Annotated in this window: 25 protein-coding genes and 2 tRNA genes; 18 read left to right on the top strand and 9 right to left on the bottom strand. The window is 66.1% G+C overall.

The genetic code is table 11. The features are described from left to right. Positions 1 to 243: 243 nt before the first annotated feature. A complete protein-coding gene (locus HLH21_RS12965; protein ID WP_182944170.1) occupies positions 244 to 582 on the bottom strand; it encodes a P-II family nitrogen regulator in 339 nt (112 codons plus the stop codon). A gap of 215 nt (positions 583 to 797) precedes the next feature. Between HLH21_RS12965 and HLH21_RS12960 the strand changes: the two genes are divergently transcribed. From HLH21_RS12960 to HLH21_RS12945, 4 genes are all read left to right on the top strand, one after another. Then, positions 798 to 1964: an aminotransferase gene (locus tag HLH21_RS12960; RefSeq protein ID WP_182944169.1), complete on the top strand. Its 1167-nt coding sequence runs from the start codon at positions 798 to 800 to the stop codon at positions 1962 to 1964. Positions 1965 to 2058: 94 nt separating this feature from the next. Beyond that, a tRNA-His gene (locus HLH21_RS12955) sits at positions 2059 to 2134 on the top strand. A gap of 520 nt (positions 2135 to 2654) precedes the next feature. Then, the gene (locus HLH21_RS12950) at positions 2655 to 2921 is read left to right on the top strand and encodes a BrnT family toxin (protein ID WP_182944168.1); all 267 of its coding nucleotides are present in this window, start codon (positions 2655 to 2657) and stop codon (positions 2919 to 2921) included. Beyond that, on the top strand, positions 2890 to 3168 hold the full coding sequence (locus HLH21_RS12945; protein ID WP_182944167.1) for a helix-turn-helix domain-containing protein: 279 nt from the start codon (positions 2890 to 2892) through the stop codon (positions 3166 to 3168). The genes HLH21_RS12950 and HLH21_RS12945 overlap by 32 nt, the downstream gene beginning before the upstream one ends. A gap of 87 nt (positions 3169 to 3255) precedes the next feature. On the opposite strand, the gene HLH21_RS12940 is transcribed toward HLH21_RS12945, so the two are convergent. Further along, the gene (locus HLH21_RS12940; RefSeq protein WP_182944166.1) at positions 3256 to 4131 is read right to left on the bottom strand and encodes an SDR family oxidoreductase; all 876 of its coding nucleotides are present in this window, start codon (positions 4129 to 4131) and stop codon (positions 3256 to 3258) included. Beyond that, the gene (locus tag HLH21_RS12935) at positions 4128 to 5465 is read right to left on the bottom strand and encodes a hypothetical protein (RefSeq protein ID WP_182944165.1); all 1338 of its coding nucleotides are present in this window, start codon (positions 5463 to 5465) and stop codon (positions 4128 to 4130) included. The genes HLH21_RS12940 and HLH21_RS12935 overlap by 4 nt, the downstream gene beginning before the upstream one ends. 212 nt (positions 5466 to 5677) lie before the next feature. Here HLH21_RS12935 and rplM point away from each other — a divergent pair, with 212 nt between their 5' ends. Next, complete coding sequence (gene rplM, locus HLH21_RS12930; protein WP_182944164.1) at positions 5678 to 6160, top strand: 50S ribosomal protein L13; 483 nt, start codon at positions 5678 to 5680, stop codon at positions 6158 to 6160. Positions 6161 to 6165: 5 nt separating this feature from the next. Further along, entirely contained in the window at positions 6166 to 6666 is a 501-nt protein-coding gene (rpsI, locus tag HLH21_RS12925; protein ID WP_182944163.1) for a 30S ribosomal protein S9, read from the top strand. A gap of 170 nt (positions 6667 to 6836) precedes the next feature. Here the strand turns inward: rpsI and HLH21_RS12920 are convergent, their stop codons facing one another. After that, positions 6837 to 8876 carry a putative bifunctional diguanylate cyclase/phosphodiesterase gene (locus tag HLH21_RS12920; protein WP_182944162.1) on the bottom strand — a complete coding sequence of 680 codons (2040 nt, stop codon included), beginning with the start codon at positions 8874 to 8876 and terminating at the stop codon, positions 6837 to 6839. Positions 8877 to 9235: 359 nt separating this feature from the next. Here HLH21_RS12920 and HLH21_RS12915 point away from each other — a divergent pair, with 359 nt between their 5' ends. Further along, positions 9236 to 9703, top strand: a complete 468-nt coding sequence (locus HLH21_RS12915; RefSeq protein ID WP_182944177.1) for a hypothetical protein — start codon at positions 9236 to 9238, stop codon at positions 9701 to 9703. Between the two features lie 121 nt (positions 9704 to 9824). On the opposite strand, the gene HLH21_RS12910 is transcribed toward HLH21_RS12915, so the two are convergent. From HLH21_RS12910 to HLH21_RS12895, 4 genes are read right to left on the bottom strand one after another with little or no spacing between them, the layout of a single operon-like run. After that, on the bottom strand, positions 9825 to 10544 hold the full coding sequence (locus HLH21_RS12910) for an RBBP9/YdeN family alpha/beta hydrolase (RefSeq protein WP_246379707.1): 720 nt from the start codon (positions 10542 to 10544) through the stop codon (positions 9825 to 9827). After that, the gene (locus HLH21_RS12905; protein ID WP_182944161.1) at positions 10534 to 10899 is read right to left on the bottom strand and encodes a hypothetical protein; all 366 of its coding nucleotides are present in this window, start codon (positions 10897 to 10899) and stop codon (positions 10534 to 10536) included. Before HLH21_RS12905 ends, HLH21_RS12910 begins: the two co-directional genes overlap by 11 nt. Next, positions 10896 to 11366: a thioredoxin domain-containing protein gene (locus HLH21_RS12900; protein WP_182944160.1), complete on the bottom strand. Its 471-nt coding sequence runs from the start codon at positions 11364 to 11366 to the stop codon at positions 10896 to 10898. The genes HLH21_RS12905 and HLH21_RS12900 overlap by 4 nt, the downstream gene beginning before the upstream one ends. A 47-nt stretch (positions 11367 to 11413) precedes the next feature. After that, entirely contained in the window at positions 11414 to 12055 is a 642-nt protein-coding gene (locus tag HLH21_RS12895) for a peroxiredoxin (protein ID WP_182944159.1), read from the bottom strand. 534 nt (positions 12056 to 12589) lie between these two features. On the opposite strand from HLH21_RS12895, the gene HLH21_RS12890 reads away from it, so the two are divergent. The 4 genes from HLH21_RS12890 (at position 12590) to cysE (ending at position 15963) form a co-directional block, all read left to right on the top strand. Further along, positions 12590 to 12778, top strand: a complete 189-nt coding sequence (locus tag HLH21_RS12890) for a hypothetical protein (protein WP_182944158.1) — start codon at positions 12590 to 12592, stop codon at positions 12776 to 12778. Between the two features lie 73 nt (positions 12779 to 12851). Beyond that, a complete protein-coding gene (locus HLH21_RS12885) occupies positions 12852 to 13151 on the top strand; it encodes a co-chaperone GroES (RefSeq protein ID WP_220789805.1) in 300 nt (99 codons plus the stop codon). Positions 13152 to 13365: 214 nt separating this feature from the next. Further along, positions 13366 to 14994, top strand: a complete 1629-nt coding sequence (gene groL, locus HLH21_RS12880) for a chaperonin GroEL (RefSeq protein ID WP_182944157.1) — start codon at positions 13366 to 13368, stop codon at positions 14992 to 14994. An 81-nt stretch (positions 14995 to 15075) separates the two neighbouring features. Beyond that, positions 15076 to 15963: a serine O-acetyltransferase gene (gene cysE / locus HLH21_RS12875; RefSeq protein ID WP_182944156.1), complete on the top strand. Its 888-nt coding sequence runs from the start codon at positions 15076 to 15078 to the stop codon at positions 15961 to 15963. 42 nt (positions 15964 to 16005) lie between these two features. Here cysE and hpxZ read toward each other — a convergent pair whose 3' ends face one another. Beyond that, on the bottom strand, positions 16006 to 16392 hold the full coding sequence (hpxZ, locus tag HLH21_RS12870) for an oxalurate catabolism protein HpxZ (protein ID WP_182944155.1): 387 nt from the start codon (positions 16390 to 16392) through the stop codon (positions 16006 to 16008). A gap of 272 nt (positions 16393 to 16664) precedes the next feature. Between hpxZ and HLH21_RS12865 the strand changes: the two genes are divergently transcribed. From HLH21_RS12865 to HLH21_RS12835, 7 genes are all read left to right on the top strand, one after another. Further along, positions 16665 to 17738, top strand: coding sequence for a redoxin domain-containing protein (locus HLH21_RS12865; RefSeq protein ID WP_182944154.1), 1074 nt, complete (start codon positions 16665 to 16667; stop codon positions 17736 to 17738). A gap of 137 nt (positions 17739 to 17875) precedes the next feature. Further along, positions 17876 to 18091 carry a hypothetical protein gene (locus HLH21_RS12860; protein ID WP_182944153.1) on the top strand — a complete coding sequence of 72 codons (216 nt, stop codon included), beginning with the start codon at positions 17876 to 17878 and terminating at the stop codon, positions 18089 to 18091. Beyond that, positions 18088 to 18732 (top strand): helix-turn-helix transcriptional regulator, encoded by a 645-nt coding sequence (locus tag HLH21_RS12855; RefSeq protein WP_182944152.1) that lies wholly within the window; start codon positions 18088 to 18090, stop codon positions 18730 to 18732. The genes HLH21_RS12860 and HLH21_RS12855 overlap by 4 nt, the downstream gene beginning before the upstream one ends. Before the next feature lie 178 nt (positions 18733 to 18910). Then, on the top strand, positions 18911 to 19627 hold the full coding sequence (locus HLH21_RS12850) for a VIT1/CCC1 transporter family protein (protein WP_182944151.1): 717 nt from the start codon (positions 18911 to 18913) through the stop codon (positions 19625 to 19627). Positions 19628 to 19708: 81 nt separating this feature from the next. After that, positions 19709 to 21514 carry a translation elongation factor 4 gene (gene lepA, locus HLH21_RS12845; RefSeq protein ID WP_182944150.1) on the top strand — a complete coding sequence of 602 codons (1806 nt, stop codon included), beginning with the start codon at positions 19709 to 19711 and terminating at the stop codon, positions 21512 to 21514. 105 nt (positions 21515 to 21619) lie between these two features. Then, a tRNA-Ser gene (locus HLH21_RS12840) sits at positions 21620 to 21710 on the top strand. Positions 21711 to 21942: 232 nt separating this feature from the next. Beyond that, positions 21943 to 23460 (top strand): hypothetical protein, encoded by a 1518-nt coding sequence (locus HLH21_RS12835; protein WP_182944149.1) that lies wholly within the window; start codon positions 21943 to 21945, stop codon positions 23458 to 23460. Positions 23461 to 23476: the final 16 nt, after the last annotated feature.

Raw genomic sequence — 23476 nt, 5'->3', positions numbered from 1 at the left:
GTCCACCAGTTCCACCGAATGTTCCTGGATCAGGCTGAACACCTTCGCGACAGACGCCGCGTCAGGGGAAGGGGGGGCCGCTGGGGCCGGGGTCGGGGCTTTTTTCGCCATCTCTGATTTACCTGCTTTCTGATGATACCGCACGGCACGGCGGTGAAGCGGTGAGGGAACAGCGGCACGTTCGTCCTGTTCGGGACGACGGGCCACGGCGGGAAAGGGGATGAAAATCGGGCAGGGAGGACGTCAGATTGCGTCTTCCCCCCGTTCGCCGGTGCGAATCCGGATGACGCTTTCCACCGGCAGGATGAAGATCTTGCCATCGCCGATGCGTCCGGTGCGCGCGGCGGCCATGATCGTCTCGACCGCGCGGTCGACCAGATCGTCCGAACAGACGATTTCCAGCTTCACCTTCGGCAGGAAATCGACGATGTACTCGGCACCGCGATAAAGTTCGGTATGGCCCTTTTGCCGGCCGAACCCCTTGGCCTCGGTCACGGTGATGCCCATCAGCCCGATATCGTGAAGGGCGTCCTTCACCTCGTCCAGCTTGAAGGGTTTGATGATGGCCTCGATCTTTTTCATGCCACGCCGTCATATCCTGGTCGGTCCCGGCGCGCGGGACCGCGTTGCGCCAGCCCGGCCGGCCCGCCTGGTCCCGCGACGTCGGCGGGCCGCCTGGCCGCACCGTGACACGGGTCGCGGTTTCGGGCAATCGGATCGGATTGCAAAAATCCGGCATTTTCCGCACATCTGCCGCCAGATAGGATGAACGGCGCCCGTGTGCCCAGAGGACGATCATGAAATCGCTGAATACGATGCTGTCCGGCCTGCCGACGACGATCTTCACGGTGATGTCGGCGCTGGCGGTCCAGCATGACGCCATCAACCTGGGCCAGGGGTTTCCCGACACCGAGGGCCCGGCCGACCTGATCGACGCCGCGGCCGCCGCCCTGCGCGACGGGCGCAACCAGTACCCGCCGCTGACCGGCGTGCCGGAACTGCGCGCGGCGGTGGCGCGGTCGAACGCGCGCTTCTACGGGATCGAGGTCGATCCGGCGACCGAAGTCGTGGTGACCTCCGGCGCGACCGAGGCGATCACCGCGTCGCTGATGGCGATCGTCGATCCGGGCGACGAGGTCGTGGTGCTGGAGCCGCTTTATGACACCTACCTGCCGGTGGTGCGGGCGCTGGGCGCCGTGGCGCGGCCGGTGCGCCTCACCCCGCCCGACTGGTCCCTGCCGCGCGCCGCGCTGGAGGCCGCGTTCGGCCCCCGGACCAAGGCCATCCTGCTCAATTCCCCGATGAACCCGACGGGCAAGGTGTTCCGCCCCGACGAACTGGCTTTCATCGCCGACCTGCTGGCGCGCCACGATGCCTATGCGATCTGCGACGAGGTGTACGAACACCTGACCTTCGGCAATGCGCGGCACCTGCCGCTGATGGCCCTGCCGGGCATGCGCCAACGCTGCGTGCGGATCGGCAGCGCGGGCAAGAGCTTCTCGCTGACCGGGTGGAAGGTCGGCTACGTCACGGCGTCGGCCGCGATCGCCGCCTGCGTCGCCAAGGCGCACCAGCTTCTGACCTTCACCACCGCGCCCAACCTGCAGCGGGCCGTCGCCGTGGGGCTGGACAAGGACACGGATTACTTCACCACCCTGGCGGCGGAGATGCAGGACCGGCGCGACCAGCTCTCCGACGGGTTGCGGGCGGCGGGGTTCGACATCCTGCCCTGCGACGGCAGCTATTTCGTCATCGCCGACATCCGCCCCACCGGCTTCGCGGGCGACGATGTCGCGTTCTGCCGCGCCCTGACGGAGCGGTGCCGGGTGGCGGCGATCCCGGTTTCGGCCTTCTACGACACGCCGGACGCTCCCCGGCACCTGGTCCGCTTCGCCTTCTGCAAGAAGAAGGAGGTGCTGGCCGAGGCCGTGGCCCGGATCCAGGCCGGAGTACGCACCCTTTAGGCATTTCGACCGGCGCGCCATCTTTTTTCGCCCGGCGGCGCGTCATGGGCGATTGACGCGCAGGACGAGCTTGTCTACATCACAGCCCGCTGTGGCGGACGTAGCTCAGCTGGTAGAGCGCCAGGTTGTGGTCTTGGATGTCGCGGGTTCGAGCCCCGTCGTTCGCCCCAGCGGTTAAAAAGTGATTGAAAACAGTCACTTACAACATGCCAGCGTCACATACCTGTAGCTGTGCGTTACAGGTCTAGCGTCATGCCTCCTACCGACAGGAAGGCGGTTGACGTGCATAAAATGACGCTACGAGGCCGGACATGGTGTGTCCGGTTCATCATCCCTAAAGATAAAGATCGCTGGACCGACGTCGGTGTTGCCACAGGGGCAGCGACCGGCCGGCGTAGGGATGTCGTCAAGACCTTGGGGGCCGGGGACCACAAAGAGGCCCGGAAGCGCCGAGACACGGTTTTATCCGCGATTCGGCAGGATCTTGACCACCGACTCAATTACAGCAGGTTTGAAGCCGCCGGACGCCGCCGTGGTCGTGGCGTCGGCTGACCTGTTGTCCATGCGTGGCGAGGTTCAGGCGATGGCACCGCCTACCCCGAAAGGGCGGGGTGTAGGGTGTTCAGTCATAGGGTCTCAGCCTGATGGTGAGTTCTTGCATGAAATACGGGATTCCCGTATAGTCACCTTATGAACTTCGATCCTGTGAAGGACGCTGCGAACCGTGAGAAGCACAAGCTGCCTCTGCTGTTCGGCAACAGGATCTTCGAGGACGACAACCATCTGATTCTCCCATCGATTCGGCCGGAAGACGGGGAAGAGAGGTTCAAGGTAATCGGCGCTGTGGATGCAAAACTGTTCACAGGTGTGTTTGTCTGGCGGGACGACTTACCCCGGTTCATCTCGGTGAGAAGGAGCAACAAGGGTGAAGAACGAGCATATCATTCTGCCTGCTGATCCCACGGACCCGGCAGACTTCGACGTGACCCTGGAAGCGATGGACCGTGGCCAGCGTGCCCGGCTGATCCGTAAGACTCGGACGGGCCTTGGGTTGTCGCAGGCCGAGTTTGCCAGCCGGTTCCGGGTTCCTGTGGGCACCTTGCGCGATTGGGAACAGGCACGGGCAACCGCCCCCGACTTCGCCATCGCCTACGTGCGGGTGATCGGCCAGCACCCTGACATGGTAGCAAGGGCGGTAGCGTAGGCTCTCACGCCTAAGCCCCCGATCAGGTAACAGGCCACCCGAAGCCATGTCGTTCGCCCCAGCGGATTTCCCGAAATCGGAAATTCTTCAGGTCGGAAAGAGGTGGGACAGCCCCTCTTCCAGTGTCATGGGCGTCAGGCCCAGTTCCCGTTGCATCGGTCCGATATCGAACGCCTTGTCTTCCAGCAGGCGACGGATTTCGGCCGCTCCGACCGTGGGCAGGCCGGGGACCAGGCCCGTCGCCAGGGCCGCCAGCCGCATCGTCCACATCGGCACCGGCAGGATGGCGCGGGGCCGCAGGCCGGCCCGGCGCGCCACCATCGCCGCGAAATCCCGATAGGCCACCGCCGTTCCCCCCGCGATCACCAGCGCGTGCGGTCCTTCCCACCGGCGTTCCAGCGCCGCCAGGAGGCTGCGCGTCACATCGTCCTGATGGATCGGCTGCACCAGCGACCGGCCCCCCTGCGGCAACGGGATGACCGGCAGGCGGCGCATCAGGGCCGCCAGGCGCTGGACATTGTTTTCGCCCTGCGCGCCGTAGATCATCGTGGGATGCAGGATCGCGCCGTTCCGGCCGGAGGACAGCAGGGCGGCCTCGCCGGCCAGCACGCCATTGCCATGGGCGTCGGGCCAGCGGGTGAATTTGCGCGTGCTGCCCAGGCAGACCAGCGCCGCGTCCGCCGGCATGGCGGCCAGCAGGGCGGGGACATGGCGGGCATGGGCGGTGCTGGCCACCCGCGTGGCGCCGGCCAGCGCCTCGGCCAGCGCGGCGGCGGGGCCGGTCAGGTCGGCGACGCGCGCCGTGCCGGGCAGGCCCGTCGCCCGCCAGCGCGCGGCGTCGCGCACCACCGGCGCCACCGTCGTGCCCCGGTCCAGCAGGGCGCGGCACAGGGCCGCGCCGGACCGGCCCGACGCGCCGACGACATGGACCGGTCCCGGCGGGCCCGGCGGTGTCGCGCTCACGGGCTGGAGATCGTCAGGCCCAGCAGGCCGGCGGTGGACGGGTCGCCCGCCATCGCCAGGGCCACGCCCAGCATCGCCACGTTCAGCGGCTGGGGCGGACGCAGCAGGATCTGCACCGGATGGCCGGGCGATTGCAGGAAACGGCCCAGCGCCTGCATCGACCCGTCCGGCGAGGCCGCCAGGTCGGCAAAGACCTGCTGGCGATAGGCGTCCGGCGCCATCTGCCGCGCGCGGGCCAGGCCGTCCAGCACATGGCCGGCCAGCGACCGGTCCCGCCAGTCGATGGTGGCCGACACGAGTCGCGCCGTCTCGGGCAGGGTCATCGGATCGTCGACCGGGATCTGGTCCAGGTCGGCCATCAGGCTCATGCGGCCCATGGTCGGGGCGTCGATGACCAACGGATGGAATTGCAGCCGTCCGTTCTGCCGGTCGACGGTGGCGATCGCATGCACGTCGCCGTCGAAGCGGTCGTAGCCGATCATACGCAGCAGGGACTGGTCCTGCGCCGGCCAGAGGGTGAGGCCGGTAAGGGTGCTGTCCACCTCGTCGCGGGTCGCCGTCGCGTCATGATCGACCACCAGATGTCCGACCCGCAGCAATGGCCCCGTCGCGTCGATCGCCACCGCCGAGGCGTCGATGTGGCGCCGGCCGGTTTCGTGGATCATGTGTCCCGATTGCAGCAGGCTGGCGATCTGCCCGGCGAAATCCGGCCCGTCCACCCGCAGGTGCCCGATGGCGATATGCCGCCCCGGGGTCAGGTTGATCTGCGCCGCCAGCGTGTCGAGGTCCAGGTGCGACGACCGGCCCAGCCCGTACTGCCGGACCGCCGCGCGGGCGACCGTCAGGTCGGTCTGGGTGGCGGGCACGGCGATGTGCAGCCCTTCGACCTGCCCGGCATCCAGCAGGATGGAATCGAGGCGCGGCGGGGCGGGCTGCTCGGCGGAGGGCGGGCCGGCATTGGGCAGCACCAGCCCGTCCAGCACCAGCAGGGCGATTGACGCCGTGGCGCCGGGCTCCATGATCTGCACGCCATGCAGCGTCACCCGGCCGATCCGCTGGCCGCCCAGTGCGTTGCCCGTCACCCGGCCGATGACCGCGTCGGCCGCCGTCACCGTCAGTTGCGGGTTGCGATAGGTGACCGAGGTAAACACCGCCCCCCGCGACAGCAGGCGCGGCGTCGCGGTCGCATAGGTCAGGCTGGCGTCCGGCCCGATGGCGGCGCGCAGGTCGGCGACCGCGGATTCCAGCCGCTGCCCGGCGAAATGACGCAGGCCCAGCCCCCCCACGATCACGATAATCAGAAGCAGCGTCAGGGCGGAGAAAAGTTTTTTCACGTGCGGGTCATCCGTAATGGCCTGTGCGAGAGCTACATCATTCCCGGCCGGCCCGGCAATGTCCTGCGGCGGCGGGATGTGGTATCGGGATACCGTCGTCGAGTTCCCCGAAAAATCGGCGCAAAAACCCGTTTTGATCTTGACGGGACGGGTGCGGGCGACGATAACGCGCCACCCGTTACCGCTCCTATTATCAGACGGAACACATACAGATGAAGACCACTCTCTCGCTGAAGCCCGCGGAGGTGACACGGGACTGGATCCTGATCGACGCCGAAGGCCTCGTTCTCGGCCGGCTCGCGGCCATCATCGCCCAGCGCCTGCGCGGCAAGCACAAGCCGCAGTTCACCCCGCATGTCGATTGCGGCGACAACATCGTCGTGATTAACGCCGAGAAGGTGCGCCTGACCGGCAACAAGGTCGGGCAGAAGCTCTTCCATTACCACACCGGCTATCCGGGTGGCATCAAGGAGCGCACGATCACCCAGCGTCTGGAGGGCAAGAACCCCGGCCATGTGGTGACCAAGGCGGTTGAACGGATGATTACCCGCGGCCCGCTGCAGCGCGCGCAGATGAAGCATCTGTATGTCTATGCGGGCAACGAGCACCCGCATGCCGGCCAGCAGCCCAAGACGCTGGACGTCGCCGCGCTGAACCGCAAGAACGCCATCAACTCCCAGAAGATCGGGGCCTGAGCATCATGTCTGAAACCCAAGAGCGCACGGGCACGCTGGCCGACCTGAAGGACGTCGTCGCGTCCGGCCAGATCGCCGTCGGGCAGGAGGCTCCGGTCTACGAGCCCAAGCGCGACGCGCAGGGCCGTTCCTATGCCACCGGCCGCCGCAAGGACGCCGTGGCCCGCGTCTGGATCAAGCCGGGCAAGGGTGACATCACCGTCAACGGCCGTGCGGTCGGGACCTATTTCGCGCGTCCCGTCCTGCGTATGCTGATTACTCAGCCCTTCCTGGTTGCCGATCGCTACAACCAGTTCGACGTCTACTGCACGGTGACGGGCGGTGGCCTGTCCGGCCAGGCCGGTGCGGTTCGCCACGGCATCAGCCGCGCGCTGACGCATTACGAGCCCACGCTGCGCGGCATCCTGAAGGCCGCCGGCTTCCTGACCCGTGACCCGCGCGTTGTCGAGCGCAAGAAGTACGGTCGCGCCAAGGCCCGCCGGTCCTTCCAGTTCAGCAAGCGCTGATCGCATCCGCCGGCCCGGGTGGTGGACAGGCTCCACCATCCGGGTTGGAAAACGGGCCGGGACGTATCCGACCGCCATCGCGGAAGGATACCGTCCCGGCCCGTTTTTTTATGCGCGCCGCCGGACAGGTGGGCCGTGCCAACCTGCTCTCATGATTGGGGTCCAGGGCCTCAGGCCCTGGTGGGTTCGGGCAACGCCCGATCTTCCCGCGCGGAATGGCCGAACGACGCGGCCCTGGCGATCTGGCCGCTGTCCACGATGTCGCGCACCGTGGCGGGGCGGCCGAGGAAGAAACCCTGCGCGTGGTCGCACCCTTCTTCGCCCAGCAGCAGAAGCTGGCCCGGTGTCTCGATCCCTTCGGCCAGGATCGGGATGTCCAGGCTCTTGCCCAGGGCCAGTACCGCCCGCACGATGGCCTTGACCCGTGGACTGGATTCGAAATCCTGCATGAACGAGCGGTCGAGCTTGATCCGGTCGAAGGGAAACGACCGCAGCGTGTCCAGCGACGAATAGCCGGTGCCGAAATCGTCCAGCGCGATGGTGACGCCGAGCGCCTTGATCTGATGCACGATGGCCAGCGCGCGGGCCTTGTCCGTGATGATCGTCGATTCCGTCAGTTCCAGTTCCAGGCGTGCCGGGTCCAGCCCCGTCTCGCGGAGAACGTCCGCGATCAGCCCGGACAGGTTGGGATAGGCGAACTGCACGGGTGAAAGATTGACCGAGACCTTGTACGGCGGCTTCCACGTCGTGGCTTCCTTGCAGGCCGTACGCAGAACCCATTCCCCCAGCCGGCCGATAAAGCCGCTCTCCTCGGCCAGCGGGATGAATTCCGACGGCAGGATCACCCCGCGTTCCGGGTGCCGCCAGCGCAGCAGGGCCTCGTACCCCGTGATCTCGCCGGTCAGGACGGACGTCTGGACCTGGTAATGCAGCTCGAACAGGCCCTTTTCCAGGGCGGCCTGCAATTCGGCCATCAGGGCCGTGCGGGTCCGGACGGCTTCGTCCATGGCTTCATCATAGAAACAGATCTTCTGGGCCGCGTTCTTCTTCGCCCGGTACATGGCCAGGTCGGCGTTGTTGACCAGGCCCTGCTTGCCGTCGGCGTTATCGGGATAGAATGCGATGCCGATGCTGCCCCCGCCCATGATGTCCCGTTCCCCCATCCGGATCGGCCGATTCAGCACCGCCGCGATCCGCGCCAGGAAATCGGCCAGGTCGTCCTCCCTTTCGATCCGGTAGATCGCGGCGAATTCGTCCCCGCCGACCCGGGCGATGAATTCGTCCTGGCGCAGGGTGGCGCGCAGACGCTCGGCGATCAGGCGCAAGGCCTCGTCGCCGGCAGTGTGACCCCAGAGGTCGTTGATGGCCTTGAACCGGTCGAGGTCGAAGACAACCAGCGCGATCCTGGCGCCATGGGCATCGGCATGCGCGATCTCGCCGTCCAGGCGCCGGTTGAAGCTTTCCCGGTTCGGCAGCCCGGTCAGGCTGTCGTGCAGGGCCATGTGCAGGATCTTGTCGTACGCCTCCTTCCGGGTGGTCTCGTCGATCTGGTTGCAGGCCAGGATGGTCGCGAAAATGCCGATGGCGCCGATCGCGACCGCGATCGCCATCGCCTGCATGGTGGCGGGATAGATGAATGTTCCCGGGCCCGGCGGCGGGGCGATGTGCAGGGCGCTGACGCTGGTGAAATGCAGCCCGACCAGCGCCAGGCAGATCAGGACGCTGGCGATCAGCCGGTCGGCGGCTTCGGCGCGACGCACCGCGAAATGCAGCGCGGCGGCGCTGAGAAGCATGGTCAGGATGACGGACACGGCCACCTGGGCGGGGTTCCACGTCACCACGTCATGGGCCAGGTAGGCCCGCATGCCGGTGTAATGCATCCCCGCGATCGCCAGCCCCATGCCGACCCCGCCCATCATCGGCATGCACCATTTCGACCTTATCATGGCGACGGCGAAGCCCAGCCCCGCCCCCAGCATCGCCAGGACCAGGGACAGCATCGTCAGGCCGGGGTCGATGCGGACCGGCTCCCCCGGATTGAAGGCGATAATGGCGATGAAATGCGTGCACCATACGGTCGTGCCCGCCGCGATGGCGGTCAGGACCTGCCACCCCGTCTGGCGGGTTCCCGCCGCGCCGATGGCGCGGTCGAACAGGGTGATCGACGTCCATGACCCGTTCGCGCACACCAGGACGGCGACGAATATCAACCACAGATTGTGTACGTGTATCAGGTCCGGGGTCATCGGGGCGCGTCGTACCATCGGCGGGGCAAGTCTGCTGCCGTATGCGGGGGCCGGCATGCGGGGAATGGCATGGCGGAAGAGCGGTTGCGAAAGAAATAGGGCATCACAGGGGAACTGTTACGCATTCCGCTCGGGAAAGTCACGGATCTGATACCGGGGCAGGGACCTCGCGCCATCCGGATCTTCCTGCGCGCGGCCCGCCGGCAGGTGCGTGGCGGACACTGGCCGCATGGGGCGGAACTCTGGGGCCGGTCCGGTGCTAGGGGTGCATGTCGTCCATGACAGGGCGGGAAACCGGACCCGGAGTGACCGTGATCGACAAGATGAATACCCTGTCCCGCCTGACATTCGCGTGCGCCAGCCTGATTCTCATGATGCTGTCGGTGGCCTTGATTGCCTACGGATTGCTCGATCTGATCGCCTCCGTCGGCCTGTCACGACACGAAGGACGGGAGGCGGTCCTGCAGGCGGTGAGCTACGTCGTCATCGCCATTGCCGTGTTTGACGTGGCGAAATTCTTTGTCGAAGAAGAAGTTATTCACACCCGAAGCAAGAAAACCCTTTCAGAAGCGCGGATGAGTCTGACAAAATTCATAACGACAATAATAATAGCAATATTCATAGAAGGTCTTGTCGGCGTTTTTGAGACCAGCGGAAACTATCCGGAAAAAATAATCTATCCGGCAATTCTCATATTTTGTGCAACGTTTATTGTTGTTGCTTTGGGTATTTATCAAAAATTAAGCATCTCGACCGAAGTCCAGAGGAAGGAGAAAAATATTCCTGAATGAGCAGGATCATCCCCCGATTCAGCCTGGGGTTGTGGTCTTTGGCGGGGTTTCAGGGGGCAAGGGCCTCGGCCCTTGCATCCCATTCGTTTATGACGTCCTGGGTTTCCAAGGGGCGACGCTATCAGGCGGACGTCGGACGGTGGCTGGTTCCGTCGGGCAGGGCGCGGACGAAGCGCGTCAGTCGATCGAGCCCGGCGTCCCATGCGCCGAGGCCCGAGGTGCCGCCGATATGACCGGATGCGCCGACATCGACCAGGGACGCCCGCCAGGCCGCCGCCAGATCCTCGGCGCGCGCGAATGCAAGCCAGTTGTCGTTCCGGCTGGCGACCAGCGTGGCCGGAAAGGGCAGCGGCGTGCGCGGCAGGGGATGGAAACCGTAAATCCGGTCGCGCTCGGGGGCCGTCGCGGTCTCCACGTCCGCCGGGGCGACGAGGAAGGCGCCGGCAATGCCTCGCCCGCTCTGGCTCTGCGCCCAGCGTGCGACCAGCACCGCGCCCAGGCTGTGGGCGATGAACAGGATCGGACGCCGGCAGGTGTGTATCGTTTTTTCCAGGCCCGCGACCCAGGTCTCGTAGACGGGTTCCTCCCAGTCCTTCTGGGTGACCCGGCGGCTGGCCAGGGCAATCTGCCAGCGTGTCTGCCAGTGGTCCGGACCGGATCCGTGCAGGCCGGGAACGATGACGGTATCATAAGGCGACAGCAGGTTGCGTAGGCGTTGCACCTTGGCGGGCGACAGGCGCGTGCCGTGTCCCGATGCCGTGGCGTCGGGAGGGACCCGTGCGGGTGGCATCCGGCGGTCGGGTCGTGCGAAGCCGGGCGTGGATGCGGGTTCAGTCGGCATGCAGCAGTTCCTCCAGCTTCGCGAGTTGGACGCGCAAGCTCTCGATCTTCTGCGCGCGGCGATGGTCGGCATCGGCGGCGGCGTCATGCCGGGACGGGAAACAGTCCCGGCCGACGCGCAGGGCATGGTCGCCGTTCTCCGGCGTGAACCATCCGTCATTGCGCGGATATCCCCTGATCCGCGTGATCCGGCGGGTCAGGGCGGTCTTCGACACCCACATATGGACCGGTTTGTCCGCCCTTTCGGGCCGGGCGGCCGGCGTCGGCGCCTTGACCGTGGCGTGTCGCCATGCCGCCCCGGACAGGGGCCGGGCACCGCGTGATGGGGAGAGCGGATCGTCCATGTTCAGGGTCATGCGGCGGACCTCACATCATGGTCCTCGGTCCGATCGGCAGCGGACAGCGCCTGCCATATCCGCAGGATGTCGCCAAAATCCTGGAGCCCGGAGGACGGGTGGGAGACGGTCATGCGGATCGTCTTGTCGGGGGCAATGATGAACACGCTGCGGTCGTGCGGGCGCGCGCCGGCGGATACGTCCGGACTGATCCCGGTATAGAGCGCGCGCACGTCGTCCGCGGGGGCGAGAACCAGCGGGATGGGGGCGTCCGCCCGAGGGCCGCCCGACAGGCCCAGCAGTCGCGGCGCGCGGAACGCGCCGCCCGCCGCCCCCTCGGCGGCGGCGCGCAGTGTCGATGGCCTGAAGTCATCGGGGTGACTTATCAGCAGCCCCCATGACGCGCCGAGCCACGCATGGAACGCGATCGGCCCGGCGGTGGTCTCGGCACGGAAATCCGGGGCTTTCTGTCCGGGAAAGAGCGGCATCGTCCTGGGCGCCCCCTGCGCTGTGGCGGTTGCGTGGTTCGCGGGACCTAGTGCGGACGACCGGGCTGGCGCACCAGGCGCAGATAGGGGCGCAGCGTCTTCCAGCCTTCGGGGAACAGCGTGCGGGCCTGTTCGTCGCTGACCGAGGGGGCAATGATGACGTCCTCGCCGTTCCGCCAGTTGGCCGGTGTCGTCACCTTGTGCCGGTCGGTCAGCTGCAGGCTATCCAGAACGCGCAGGACCTCGTCGAAATTGCGCCCGGCCGAGGGCGGGTAGGTCAGGGTCAGGCGAATTTTCTTGTCCGGGTCGATGATGAACACCGTCCGTACGGTGACCTTCGGGTCGGCGGCCGGGTGGATCATGTCATAAAGCGCGGCCACCCGCCCGTCGGCATCGGCGATCAGCGGAAAGGTGACGTGCGCGCCCTGCGTTTCCGCGATGTCCTGTTCCCATTCGCGATGGCTGCCGACAGGATCGACCGACAGGCCGATCACCTTGGTGTTCCGCTTCTCCCATTCGGGGGCCAGGCGCGCGACCGCGCCCAGTTCGGTGGTGCAGACCGGTGTGAAATCCTTGGGGTGGCTGAACAGGATGCCCCAGGACGATCCCAGCCACTCATGAAAACGGATCGGTCCGACGGTCGTCTCCTGCTCGAAGTCCGGCGCCGTTTCCCCGAGATGGATCGACATCTTGTGGTCTCCTTGATGGTGCGCCGCGATCATCCGTGGCCATCGCATTAAATGCGACTTAAAATTGTGAGTCAATTAAACCACATAAAAAAATAGGAAACACGGGCGCCCGAACTCCGGTCCATGTCCGATCAGGGCGCGGAACGGGTGGTGGAGACCCCCTTCGGGGTGCTGTGGCCAGGGCGGATCCGGGTCGGAGAAAACAATATAATATGTTGATAAAACGTATTAAAATGACGAAATTTCCTCGTTCGGGACGTTAATCACCAAAATCTGAAATGAATAATTTTAACACGATAATTTATAGTTTTTTGCATTGACCCACGATGTCGGTGACGTATGATCGCCGCCACACCGCCGATCGTGGCAGGTGCCGAGGGAGGGGGACGATGGCGATGCGAATGTGCAGCTTGCAGCGATGTAGCGCGGCGCGGCCGTGCGGCCCCGACGCGCCGGAAAGCGTCCCTTGACAGGCCGGCAGAGTAACTGCCGGTGGAAACCGCCCACGGGTGGGTTTTTCAAAGGCAGAAGACCATGCTGAACTCCACGATTATCGAAATTGACGGAATCTTCCTCGGCGCCGCCATCCTGTTGGACGGCGTGTCGGCCAGGCGGTTCTATGCCGCGCATGACAGCGTGCGGTCGCTTCACAATGAAACCCTGCCGGACCTCGCGTCACTGACGCGGCGGGTTACGCAGCATTTCCGTCGCAACCGCGCGTAATCGTCCGGCGCCATCGCCGCATCCGGGCATCGACCGCATGCGATGTGCCCGGAATTTTGATGAAAGTTCCAAAATGAGCATTTTTCGTCCGTTGCACGACCGGGTGGTCCTGCGGCGCACCTCGCCTGCCGAAAAGACGGCCGGCGGCATCATCATTCCCGACACCGCGCAGGAAAAGCCGGTCGAGGCCGTCGTCGTCGCCGTCGGTCCCGGCGCGCGCGACGCACAGGGGCAGATCGCGCCGCTGACCGTCCGGGAGGGCGATCGGGTCCTGTTCGGCAAATGGTCGGGTACCGAGGTCAAGGTCGCGGGGGAAGATCTTCTGATCGTCCGTGAATCGGACCTGTTCGGCGTCGTCGCCACGGCCGCCTAATACCAATTTTCCGAAAGACTGACACATGAGATGTCCCCGCCAAGGGCGTTGCCCTTGACCCACCAAAGGGCAGTCGCCCTTTGGAAACCCATTCGTTATCAAATGATTGGGGTGCAGGGCCTCAGACCCTGTCGGGTCCAGGGCAGAGCCCTGGTTAGACGTCGATCTCAAGACGAGTTGGTATTAGCTTACCTCAATTCAGGGAATTCGGATCATGGCCGCCAAGGACGTAAAATTTTCCGGCGACGCGCGTGCGCGCCTTCTGCAGGGCATTGATATTCTGGCCGATGCCGTCAAGGTGACGCTTGGCCCCAAGGGGCGCAACGTCGTCATCGACAAAAGCTTCGGTGCGCCCCGCATCACGAAGGATGGCGTGACCGTCGCCAAGGAAATCGAACTGTCCGACAAGTTCGAGAATCTGGGCGCGCAGTTGCTGCGCGAGGTCGCGACGAAGACCAACGATCTGGCCGGCGACGGCACCACGACGGCCACCGTGCTTGGCCAGGCGATCGTGCGCGAGGGGTTGAAGGCCGTGGCCGCCGGGTTCAATCCGCTGGACGTCAAGCGCGGTATCGACCATGCGACGGCGGCGGTCATCGCGGAATTGCAGGCCCGGACCCGGCCCATTGCGACGCAGGCGGAAACCGCGCAGGTCGCCACCATTTCGGCCAATGGCGAGGTGGAAATCGGGCGCATCATTTCCGAAGCGGTGCAGAAGGTCGGCAAGGACGGTGTGATTACCGTCGAGGAAGCGAAAGGGGTCGAGACGGAACTGGACGTCGTCGAAGGCCTGCAATTCGACCGCGGATATATCTCGCCCTATTTCGTGACGAATACCGAAAAGCTGATCGCGGATCTGGAAAACCCTTACATCCTGATCCATGAAAAGAAACTGTCGTCGTTGCAGCCGTTGCTGCCGCTTCTGGAAAACGTCGTCAAATCGGGCCGTCCGCTGCTGATTATCGCCGAGGATGTCGATGGCGAGGCCCTGGCGACGCTGGTGGTCAACAAGCTGCGTGGCGGCCTGAAGATCGCCGCCGTCAAGGCGCCGGGCTTCGGCGACCGGCGCAAGGCGATCCTGGAGGACATCGCGATCCTGACCGGGGGCGAGGTGGTCAGCGAGGATCTGGGCACCAAGCTGGAGAACGTGACGCTGGCCCAGTTGGGCCAGGCGCGCCGCGTGGTGATCGACAAGGACAATACGACAGTGGTGGACGGCGAGGGCGGCGCGGAGGCCATCCAGGGCCGCATCGGCCAGATCCGCGCCCAGATCGCCGAAACGACATCGGACTATGACCGCGAAAAGCTGCAGGAACGCCTGGCCAAGCTGGCGGGTGGCGTTGCGATCATCCGCGTCGGCGGCTCGACCGAGATCGAGGTGAAGGAACGCAAGGACCGGGTGGACGACGCGCTGAACGCCACCCGCGCGGCGGTCGAGGAAGGCATCGTGCCCGGTGGCGGAACGGCGCTGGCGCGTGCGACCGCCGTCGTGACCCAACTGCATTTCCCCAATGACGACCAGCGCGTGGGCGGCGAGATCGTGCGGAAGGCCCTGCAGGCGCCGTTGCGCCAGATCGCGGTCAATGCCGGCGAGGACGGGGCGGTGATCGCCGGCAAGGTCCTGGAGAGCAACGACTACAACTTCGGCTTCGATGCCCAGCTCGGCGACTACAAGGACCTGGTCGCGGCGGGCATCATCGACCCGACCAAGGTTGTCCGCACCGCATTGCAGGATGCGGCGTCGGTCGCCAGCCTGCTGATTACGACCGAGGCGCTGGTGACGGAAAAGGCGGAGGCCAGGGCCCCCGCGCCGTCGGCCCCTGGGGGCGATCTGGGATATTGATGCCTGCACGGCGCCACCCTTCGGGGTGGCGTCGCCGCATCGGCGGGCGACCGGGTTACGGAACAGCCGCGAGGGTTTGGAATGACCGGCGAAGTCACGAGCTTGCGCTCCTACCTGGTGCAGGATGGTCTGTCGCAGGATGGGCCGGATCGGCGGGATGTCTCAGGCAATACAGGGACGGCGGTCGCCGGTCATCCCTGGGATCGCATCAGGGCGCAGGCCCGGGCCTGCCAGGACCCGATCATGCGCGCCCTTGTCCAGCCCGGCATCCTGGCGCAGCCCGACTTTCCGTCGGCGCTGGCGTTCCTTCTGGCGCGCAAACTGGGCAATGATCTGATCGACCGCGAGGCGATGTTCGGCCTGGTCCGCGAAACCCATCTGGCATGGCCGTCGAGCGTGGTCGCCGCCGGGGCCGATCTGCAGGCGATCCGGGAACGTGACCCGGCGGCGACCGACGATGTCATCCCGTTCCTGTTTTTCAAGGGATTTCACGCCATTCAGTGCCATCGCGTCGCCCACTGGCTCTGGCGGAAGAACCGCAGGCAGCTTGCCCATTATATCCAGAGCCGCGCGTCCGAACTGTTTGCCGTGGACATTCATCCGGCCGCCGTCCTGGGGCGGCGCATCCTGTTCGACCATGGCACCGGAATCGTGGTGGGCGAAACCTGCGTCATCGAGGATGACGTCGCCCTGTTGCAGAATGTCACGCTGGGCGGGACGGGCAAAAATGGGGGGGACCGGCATCCCAAGGTCCGGCGCGGCGCGCTGATCGGATCGGGCGCGAAGGTGCTGGGCAATATCGAGGTCGGCGAGGGGGCCAGGATTGGCGCCGGAGCCGTCGTACTGCGGCCGGTGCCCCCCTTTACAACCGTCGTGGGAAACCCGGCGCGACCCGTCGGCCGCCGCCATGCCGAACTGCCGGCGCTGACAATGGATCAGACGCTGCCCCCCGCCGATTACGTGATTTGATACCCGTCCGCGTTACGTCATCACACTTCGGCGGGCCGGCCCTTATGAGATGTCGGCCATCAGCGAGACATGGGCGCAGGAAATCTTCCAGCCGGCGTCGGTCCGGATCCAGGTCTGGCTCTGCCGTCCGATCCGCGTGCCGCCTTCGCGCTGGAATTCCAGGTTCACCGTCGCGACATCCCGCCCCAGCGCGGTGACGACCCGCCGCAGGACGCGCCGCTGGGGCGAACCGCCGGCGCGGCCCTTGCGAAAGGCCGCGATCTCGGCGAACCCGTACAACACCTCGCCCACGCCATAACGGATCGTCTCGGGCGCGTCGCGGAACAGCGCGTCCAGTTCGTCCAGGTCATTGGCCATCAATGCGGCCTCGTACCGGTCGGACATGGCGGTTACTTCCGCCACGATGGCGGGGTCGTCGATCGTCAGCATGTTATACCAATCCGCATTATGAATGACTCGTCGTCGGCAGGCCTCGGCCCCTGCATCTGTTTCCAAAGGAAAACAAATGATCGGGGTCCAGGGCCTCAGGCCCTGGTGGGTTCGGGCAACGCCCGACCTTCTCCGGCACGCGCCTCCTTGCTTTCGTCAGGTGGCACGACCCTGCATGGGATCATGGGGTAGAGCCCCCCTCCCGTTTCACCCAGCCGGGAAAGTGTTACGCTGCCCCGAATCGCGCGTCCATACAGTCACGAGGCCCCAGCATGTCATCCGCCCGGCCCCTTTTCGTCGGAGACCCGGCCCCCTGGTTCACTCAGCGGTGCACCACGCCGTTCGGGACCTACAGCTTCGATATGGCGGCGGGGCGGTATATCGTCCTGTTCTTCTTTGCGTCCTCGACCGAGCCGGCCGTCGCGGCGGCGCTGGAGGCCGTGATGCGCGACCGTGCCCTCATGGACGGGACGAATTGCCATTTCTTCGGAGTCTCGACCGACCCCGCCGACGAGGCGCGCCTGCACGAGGCCCTGCCGGGAATCCGTTTCTTCCGCGACGACGACCGCAAGGTCACGGACCTGTACGGCCTGTCGGCCGGTGATGCGCCGCGCTGGTTCATCCTCGATCCGATGCTGCGGATCAGCGCGACCTGGATCGACGCCCCCGGAGTGGCCCGGCAGGTGATGGACCTGCTGCGCCGCCTCCCGCCGGTCACGACCCGGTCGCCCAATATCCCCGTCCCCGCGCTGATGCTGCCGGACGTGTTCGAACCGGAATTCTGCCAGCAGCTGATCGCCTATTACACCGCGCAGGACACCCGGCAGTCGGGGATCTTCACCGAACAGCAGCCCGGGCAGTCGGTGTCGGTGACGGACCTGGGGTTCAAGCGCCGGCGCGACTGCACGCTGGCGGACCGCACCCTGGTCGGACAGGTGCAGGCCCGCATCATCCGCCGCGTCGCGCCGGAGATTCACAAGGTATTCCAGTTCAACGCCACGCGGATGGAGCGGCTGATCCTGGCCTGCTACGATTCGTCGGATCGCGGCTGCTTCGGCGCGCATCGCGACAATACCGTGGCGGCGGCGGCGCATCGGCGCTTCGCCGTGTCCATCACCCTCAATGACGATTTCGAGGGCGGCGAACTCTCCTTTCCCGAATTCGGCGGCCCCGGTTTCTGCCCGCCGGCGGGCGGCGCGCTGATCTTCTCCTGCGGGCTGCTGCACGCGGTCGCGCCGGTGACGCGGGGGCGTCGCTTTGCCTGCCTGCCCTTCGTCTATGACGACGCCGCTGCCGAACTGAAGAAGGCCAATCGCGCGGCGGCCACCCGGATCGAGACGGTCTGACACCCGCGACGAAGGAAAGGAGGCCGCTGGCGGGACAGGTCGGGCTTTGCCCGAACCCACCAGGGCCTGAGGCCCTGGACCCCGATCATGGATATGCGCCCGTTGCAACCGGCCGCCGAATTGTCGATCCTTGGCCGATGTGGACACAACCCTATCTGGAAACCTGCTGCCGGTCGGCGCTGCATCGCGTGACGCTGTGCGGCCTGGCGGGGCGTCCGCCCGGCCTGAAGGACCAACCCTGCCTGGAACGGCTGGAGGGCATGGGGCTGGTGACACGGGACGAATCGGGCCGCTATCACGCCACCACCGCCGGCCTGGCGCGCCATGATGACGAGATCCTGAACCCCCGATGATCCGGCACCGCGACCTGTGGCAGGCGCTGGACAGCCTGGCGGCGGAACGGGGGCTGACGCCCTCGGGCCTGGCGCGCGCGGCGGGGCTGGACGTCACCGCCTTCAACCCGTCCAAGCGCATGACGCCGTCCGGCCGGCCGCGCTGGCCCGGCACCGAAAGCCTGGCGCGGGCGCTGGACGCCACCGGCACGACGCTGGAGGCCTTCAGCCGCCTGCTCGAAGAAGGCCGGGCTCCGCATCGCGCCGACCGTCCCGCCGCCCGGGCGCGGCTGCGGATGTCCCCTCTGTCGCACCTGGAACAGGACGGGATGTTCGATGGCGCGGGCCTGCCCACCGGGCGGCACTGGGACGCCTGGGACAGTCCCGGCCCCGCCGAAGCCGACTGCTATGCCGTCGTGATCGACACCGACGCCTTCGACCCGGTGTTCCGCGCCGGCGCCACCCTTGTCGTTTCGCCCGGCGCGGCGGTTCGACCCCACGACCGGGTCATCCTGCGCCGGCCCGACGCGATCCTGTGCGCCATCGTGGGGGACCGGGGCGAGGACGGGCCGATCCTGCGCGGGATCGGCGCGCGGGACGGCATGGACATCCCGACCCGACGGACGGACCATCTGCACCGGATCACGATGGCCGTCCTGTAGATCCGTCGCCGCCCCCTGCGGGGCAGGCGATCTGGCACAGGAACCTGACAGGAGCCTGAACGACGCCCACGCGCCGCGCGCTTTCCGCCTCCCGGCTGCCATGCACGAGGCGGGGCGGACAGGCCCGCGCCACCCCGCTAGCCTGACCGGCGTGACGCAATGTGGAGGGGACTGGATCATGGCGGGCCTGCCGAAATATCGCGGGGCGAAACATCGCGAACAGCACGCGACCCAGCGGCTGGGATGGCTGCGGGCCGCCGTCCTGGGCGCCAATGACGGGATCCTGTCGACCGCCAGCCTGATGATCGGCGTGGCCAGCGCGCGGGGCGGCCCCGCCGGCGTCCTGGTTGCCGGCCTCTCGGGCCTGGTGGCCGGGGCGATGTCGATGGCGGCCGGCGAATATGTCTCGGTCAGTTCGCAGGCCGATTCCGAGGCTGCCGACCTGTCGCGCGAGCGACGGGAACTGGCGACCGACTGGCCCAGCGAGGTCGGGGAACTGGCGGCGATCTACGTCGAACGCGGGCTGGAGCCGCCCCTGGCCCGCCAGGTGGCCGAAGGCCTGATGCGCCACGACGCCTTGCAGGCTCACTCCCGTGACGAGCTGGGCCTGTCGGACGCGACGGCCGCACGGCCGATCCAGGCCGCCCTGGCCTCGGCCGGAGCGTTCGCCTCGGGGGCGATCATGCCGGTGGCGGCGGCGGCGTTCTCGCCGGCGCAGGCCGCGGCCTGGAGCATTCCGCTCGTCTCGCTGTGCGCCCTGGGCGGCCTGGGCGTCGTGGGCGCGCGGGCAGGGGGGGCGCCTCCGGTTCGCGCCGCGCTCCGCGTGACGTTCTGGGGCGTGGCGGCCATGGCGGTCACCGCCGCGATCGGCCATCTGTTCGCCATCCAGGGCTAGACCTGCCCCGGCCCCCGCCGGGCCGGAGAAATTCGCATCATCCCCGCTGACTTCCCCGGCAATTTGGCCTATGTCTCCGCCATGACCGACACGCCCCTCTCGCTGATCCGCAATTTCTCGATCATCGCCCATATCGACCATGGCAAGTCGACGCTGGCCGACCGGCTGATCCAGGCCTGCGGCGCGCTGACGGCGCGCGAGATGACGAACCAGGTCCTGGACAACATGGAGCTGGAGCGCGAGCGCGGCATCACCATCAAGGCCCAGACGGTCCGCCTGACCTACCCGGCCAAGGACGGCAAGACGTACGTGCTGAACCTGATGGACACGCCGGGCCATGTCGATTTCGCCTACGAGGTCAGCCGGTCGCTGGCCGCGTGCGAGGGGTCGCTGCTGGTCGTCGATGCGTCGCAGGGGGTCGAGGCGCAGACGCTGGCCAATGTCTACCAGGCCATCGACGCGAACCACGAAATCGTGCCGGTGCTGAACAAGGTGGACCTGCCCGCCGCCGAGCCCGAGCGCGTCAAGGCGCAGATCGAGGAAGTGATCGGCATCCCCGCCGACGACGCGGTCGAGATTTCGGCCAAGACCGGCCTGAACATCGAAGGCGTGCTGGAGGCCCTGGTCACCCGCCTGCCGCCGCCGGTGGGCGACGAGACCAAGCCGCTGCAGGCCCTGCTGGTCGATAGCTGGTACGACCCGTACCTGGGCGTCATCATCCTGGTCCGCGTCAAGGAAGGCCGCCTGAAAAAGGGGTCGCGCATCCGCATGATGTCGAACGGCGCGGTCTATCACGTCGATCAGGTCGGCGTCTTCGCGCCGCGCATGGTGCCGGTGGACGATCTGGGCCCCGGCGAGATGGGCTATATCAACGCGGCCATCAAGACGGTCGCCGACTGCAATGTCGGCGACACGATCACCGACGACCGCCACCCGGCGGACACGGCGCTGGCCGGCTTCAAGCCGTCGATCCCCGTCGTCTGGTGCGGCCTGTACCCGATCGACGCCGACGATTTCGAGAAGCTGCGCGACAGCCTGGCGAAGCTGCGGCTGAACGACGCCTCGTTCCACTACGAGGCCGAGACCTCGGCCGCGCTGGGGTTCGGCTTCCGCTGCGGCTTCCTGGGCCTGCTGCACCTGGAAATCATCCAGGAACGGCTGAGCCGCGAATTCAACCTGGACCTGATCGCCACCGCGCCGTCGGTGGTCTATCGCCTCTATCGCACCAATGGCGGGATGGAGGAGTTGCACAACCCCGCCGACATGCCCGACGGGTCGGTGATCGAGAAGATCGAGGAGCCCTGGATCACCGCGACCATCATGGTCCCCGACGATTATCTGGGCGCGGTGCTGACCCTGTGCACCGAACGGCGCGGCATCCAGAAGGACCTGACCTATGTCGGCAACCGGGCGATGGCGGTCTATCGCCTGCCGCTGAACGAGGTCGTGTTCGATTTCTACGACCGGCTGAAATCGGTGTCGCGGGGCTATGCCAGCTTCGACTACCAGATGGACGGGTACGAGGAGAGCGACCTGGTCCGGATCTCCATCCTGGTGAACCAGGAGCCGGTCGACGCCCTGTCCTTCATCGCCCATCGCGCCGCCGCCGAAAGCCGGGGACGTTCCATCTGCGCCAAGCTGAAGGAGCTGATCCCCCGGCAGTTGTTCAAGATCGCGATCCAGGCCGCGATCGGCAGCCGCGTCATCGCGCGCGAGACGATCGGCGCCATGTCCAAGGACGTGACCGCCAAATGCTATGGCGGCGACATCTCGCGCAAGCGCAAGCTTCTGGAAAAGCAGAAGGAAGGCAAGAAGCGCATGCGCCAGTTCGGCAAGGTGGAAATCCCGCAGAGCGCCTTCCTGGCCGCCCTGAAAATGGACCACTGACCCGCCGGGGAATGTCCGGACCAGACGCGGCATTCCCCCTTGCGCGGACGGCAAATGTTGCTATGTTCCGCGCCCAGACGACGGGCTTCGCCCCGTCCCTGCGCCGGAGAGATGGCCGAGCGGCTTAAGGCGCACGCTTGGAAAGCGTGTGTACGTTAATAGCGTACCGTGGGTTCGAATCCCACTCTCTCCGCCATCATCTCAATAAAATCAATATATTGCTGAGGGTCGTAAGAGGCCCACTCCTCCTGAAAACCGCGCCACCCAGTCGCCGGAATTTGCCTGCCTCGTTCTCAACTGCGCCGCGCTGGACCGGGATTACATGGCCGCGTAATTTGCGTTCGATCCGGGAGGCAGGGGATGCACATGATAACAATGGGCGATGGCGCGTCGGAACCGAGATCTGATCGGTTTGATGAGCTGTTCTCATGACCGGACAGTTGCCCCGAAGGGCGGTCCTCGGATTTGGAGCGGCTGTTGCTTTCCAGGATTTGACCAAGCCACCCAAGCAAACCCGAGCCGCGACCAAACCTTCAAGACCCGCTCTCGCCCGTCTTGCGATCCGTGAGGAGCCAGTCGGCCGGACGCTCCCCTCGGGCCTGTGCGGCCTCAGCCTCGAAACGGCGGTTCTTACGGCGCCGGGCGTTCTCGATCCCCGGAACCATGAACTTATCGAGCTACATAAGGGCATTTCGAGAAATGGCCTGCTGCGGCTTGGTGGAAATACATCGGATGTTTCCTGGTGGCAGGGGCGGCCGGATGGATCGCAACCGGCCATGCGACATTCCCCCACCACGCTCTCTCGCCGGTTCTTCGCCCTCCAGCCCGAACGTGTTCGCGCCCTGCGCGGCTTCGTGGACGAAACCGGCTGGCGCGTCATATGGGGACTCAATTTCGGGACAGGCACTCCGGAGCAGGCGGCGGAGGAGGCCGCTGCGGTGCATGCGATTCTCGGTCCAGCCCTTCTGGCCTTTCAGATCGGCAACGAGCCCGATCTTTTCAACCGTTACGGTCACGCCATGCGTGGTGCGGACTGGTCATCGTCACGCTATGTGGACGAGTGGACGTCCTTTGCACGATCGGTTTTGACGGTATGTCCTCAGGCTCGGTTCTGGGGACCGGACACTGCGATCAATGACGACTGGATCACCCGTTTCGCTCTCGAAGCGCCGAAACGTCTTGGTGCCCACATTACCGGCCTCAGCGGTCATTATTATGCCGAGGGGCCGCCAGACGCGCCCGAGAGCACCATCGAACATCTTCTGGCTGGCGATCCGCGCGTTGAACGACGCCTTGCCGATCTCCAGGCCGTGCTGCCCGCCACGGGGCTGCCTTTTGTCATGACGGAAGGAAACAGTTGCTATCTGGGCGGCAAACCCGGGGTGAGCGACAGCTTCGCATCGGCTTTGTGGGGCGCTGACTATGTCGCCCGCATGGCGTCCGGGGGATGCGACGGCGTCTGCTTTCACGGCGGTGCCGCGGAAGTCGAGCACGCTAACGGGGAGAACTCCCAAGGGGCACATACCGCAGCCGAGCATGTGCGTGCCAAAAGCGGCGCCTTCTATTCGCCAATCGCAGGCACTCCGGAAACAGGCTATACGGCGCGCCCGCTTTATTACGGCCTGCAGGCAGCAGCCTCTCTGGCCAATACTTCCCTGCTGCCCTGTGCGCTTGAAACCGGGGGTGCCAATCTCACGGCCTATGCGGGAAGACATGATGCGGAGATCACGCTTCTTCTTGTGAATCGGGATCTCCAAAACGATGTCCGCCTCGACATTGCATGCAGCGGGGGACCACGTCGCATCATGTCGGACCGACAATTGATTGCGTCGTCCGTGCACGCATTGAATGGGGTTCATTTCAGGGATATGCCAGCGCTGGCCGGGCAGGCGCCGTCGGGGCTTGCCGTTCCCCGCGCTTCGATCCTGCTATTGACCTTACGCTAGGGCGGATGCCGAGCCT

It is taken from the genome of Gluconacetobacter johannae, assembly GCF_014174305.1.
GTDB classification, from domain to species: Bacteria; Pseudomonadota; Alphaproteobacteria; order Acetobacterales; family Acetobacteraceae; genus Gluconacetobacter; species Gluconacetobacter johannae.
This window is presented reverse-complemented; position numbering and strand designations above follow the sequence as displayed.

Bases quoted from the DNA above. Each gene is read 5' to 3' on its own strand.
- HLH21_RS12965 (WP_182944170.1), bottom strand. From the start codon at position 582: ATGAAAAAGATCGAGGCCATCATCAAACCCTTCAAGCTGGACGAGGTG.
- HLH21_RS12960 (WP_182944169.1), top strand. From the start codon at position 798: ATGAAATCGCTGAATACGATGCTGTCCGGCCTGCCGACGACGATCTTC.
- HLH21_RS12950 (WP_182944168.1), top strand. From the start codon at position 2,655: ATGAACTTCGATCCTGTGAAGGACGCTGCGAACCGTGAGAAGCACAAG.
- rplM (WP_182944164.1), top strand. From the start codon at position 5,678: ATGAAGACCACTCTCTCGCTGAAGCCCGCGGAGGTGACACGGGACTGG.
- rpsI (WP_182944163.1), top strand. From the start codon at position 6,166: ATGTCTGAAACCCAAGAGCGCACGGGCACGCTGGCCGACCTGAAGGAC.
- HLH21_RS12915 (WP_182944177.1), top strand. From the start codon at position 9,236: ATGAATACCCTGTCCCGCCTGACATTCGCGTGCGCCAGCCTGATTCTC.
- HLH21_RS12910 (WP_246379707.1), bottom strand. From the start codon at position 10,544: ATGCCGACTGAACCCGCATCCACGCCCGGCTTCGCACGACCCGACCGC.
- HLH21_RS12905 (WP_182944161.1), bottom strand. From the start codon at position 10,899: ATGACCCTGAACATGGACGATCCGCTCTCCCCATCACGCGGTGCCCGG.
- HLH21_RS12900 (WP_182944160.1), bottom strand. From the start codon at position 11,366: ATGCCGCTCTTTCCCGGACAGAAAGCCCCGGATTTCCGTGCCGAGACC.
- HLH21_RS12895 (WP_182944159.1), bottom strand. From the start codon at position 12,055: ATGTCGATCCATCTCGGGGAAACGGCGCCGGACTTCGAGCAGGAGACG.
- HLH21_RS12890 (WP_182944158.1), top strand. From the start codon at position 12,590: ATGCTGAACTCCACGATTATCGAAATTGACGGAATCTTCCTCGGCGCC.
- HLH21_RS12885 (WP_220789805.1), top strand. From the start codon at position 12,852: ATGAGCATTTTTCGTCCGTTGCACGACCGGGTGGTCCTGCGGCGCACC.
- groL (WP_182944157.1), top strand. From the start codon at position 13,366: ATGGCCGCCAAGGACGTAAAATTTTCCGGCGACGCGCGTGCGCGCCTT.
- cysE (WP_182944156.1), top strand. From the start codon at position 15,076: ATGACCGGCGAAGTCACGAGCTTGCGCTCCTACCTGGTGCAGGATGGT.
- hpxZ (WP_182944155.1), bottom strand. From the start codon at position 16,392: ATGCTGACGATCGACGACCCCGCCATCGTGGCGGAAGTAACCGCCATG.
- HLH21_RS12865 (WP_182944154.1), top strand. From the start codon at position 16,665: ATGTCATCCGCCCGGCCCCTTTTCGTCGGAGACCCGGCCCCCTGGTTC.
- HLH21_RS12860 (WP_182944153.1), top strand. From the start codon at position 17,876: ATGTGGACACAACCCTATCTGGAAACCTGCTGCCGGTCGGCGCTGCAT.
- HLH21_RS12855 (WP_182944152.1), top strand. From the start codon at position 18,088: ATGATCCGGCACCGCGACCTGTGGCAGGCGCTGGACAGCCTGGCGGCG.
- HLH21_RS12850 (WP_182944151.1), top strand. From the start codon at position 18,911: ATGGCGGGCCTGCCGAAATATCGCGGGGCGAAACATCGCGAACAGCAC.
- lepA (WP_182944150.1), top strand. From the start codon at position 19,709: ATGACCGACACGCCCCTCTCGCTGATCCGCAATTTCTCGATCATCGCC.
- HLH21_RS12835 (WP_182944149.1), top strand. From the start codon at position 21,943: ATGACCGGACAGTTGCCCCGAAGGGCGGTCCTCGGATTTGGAGCGGCT.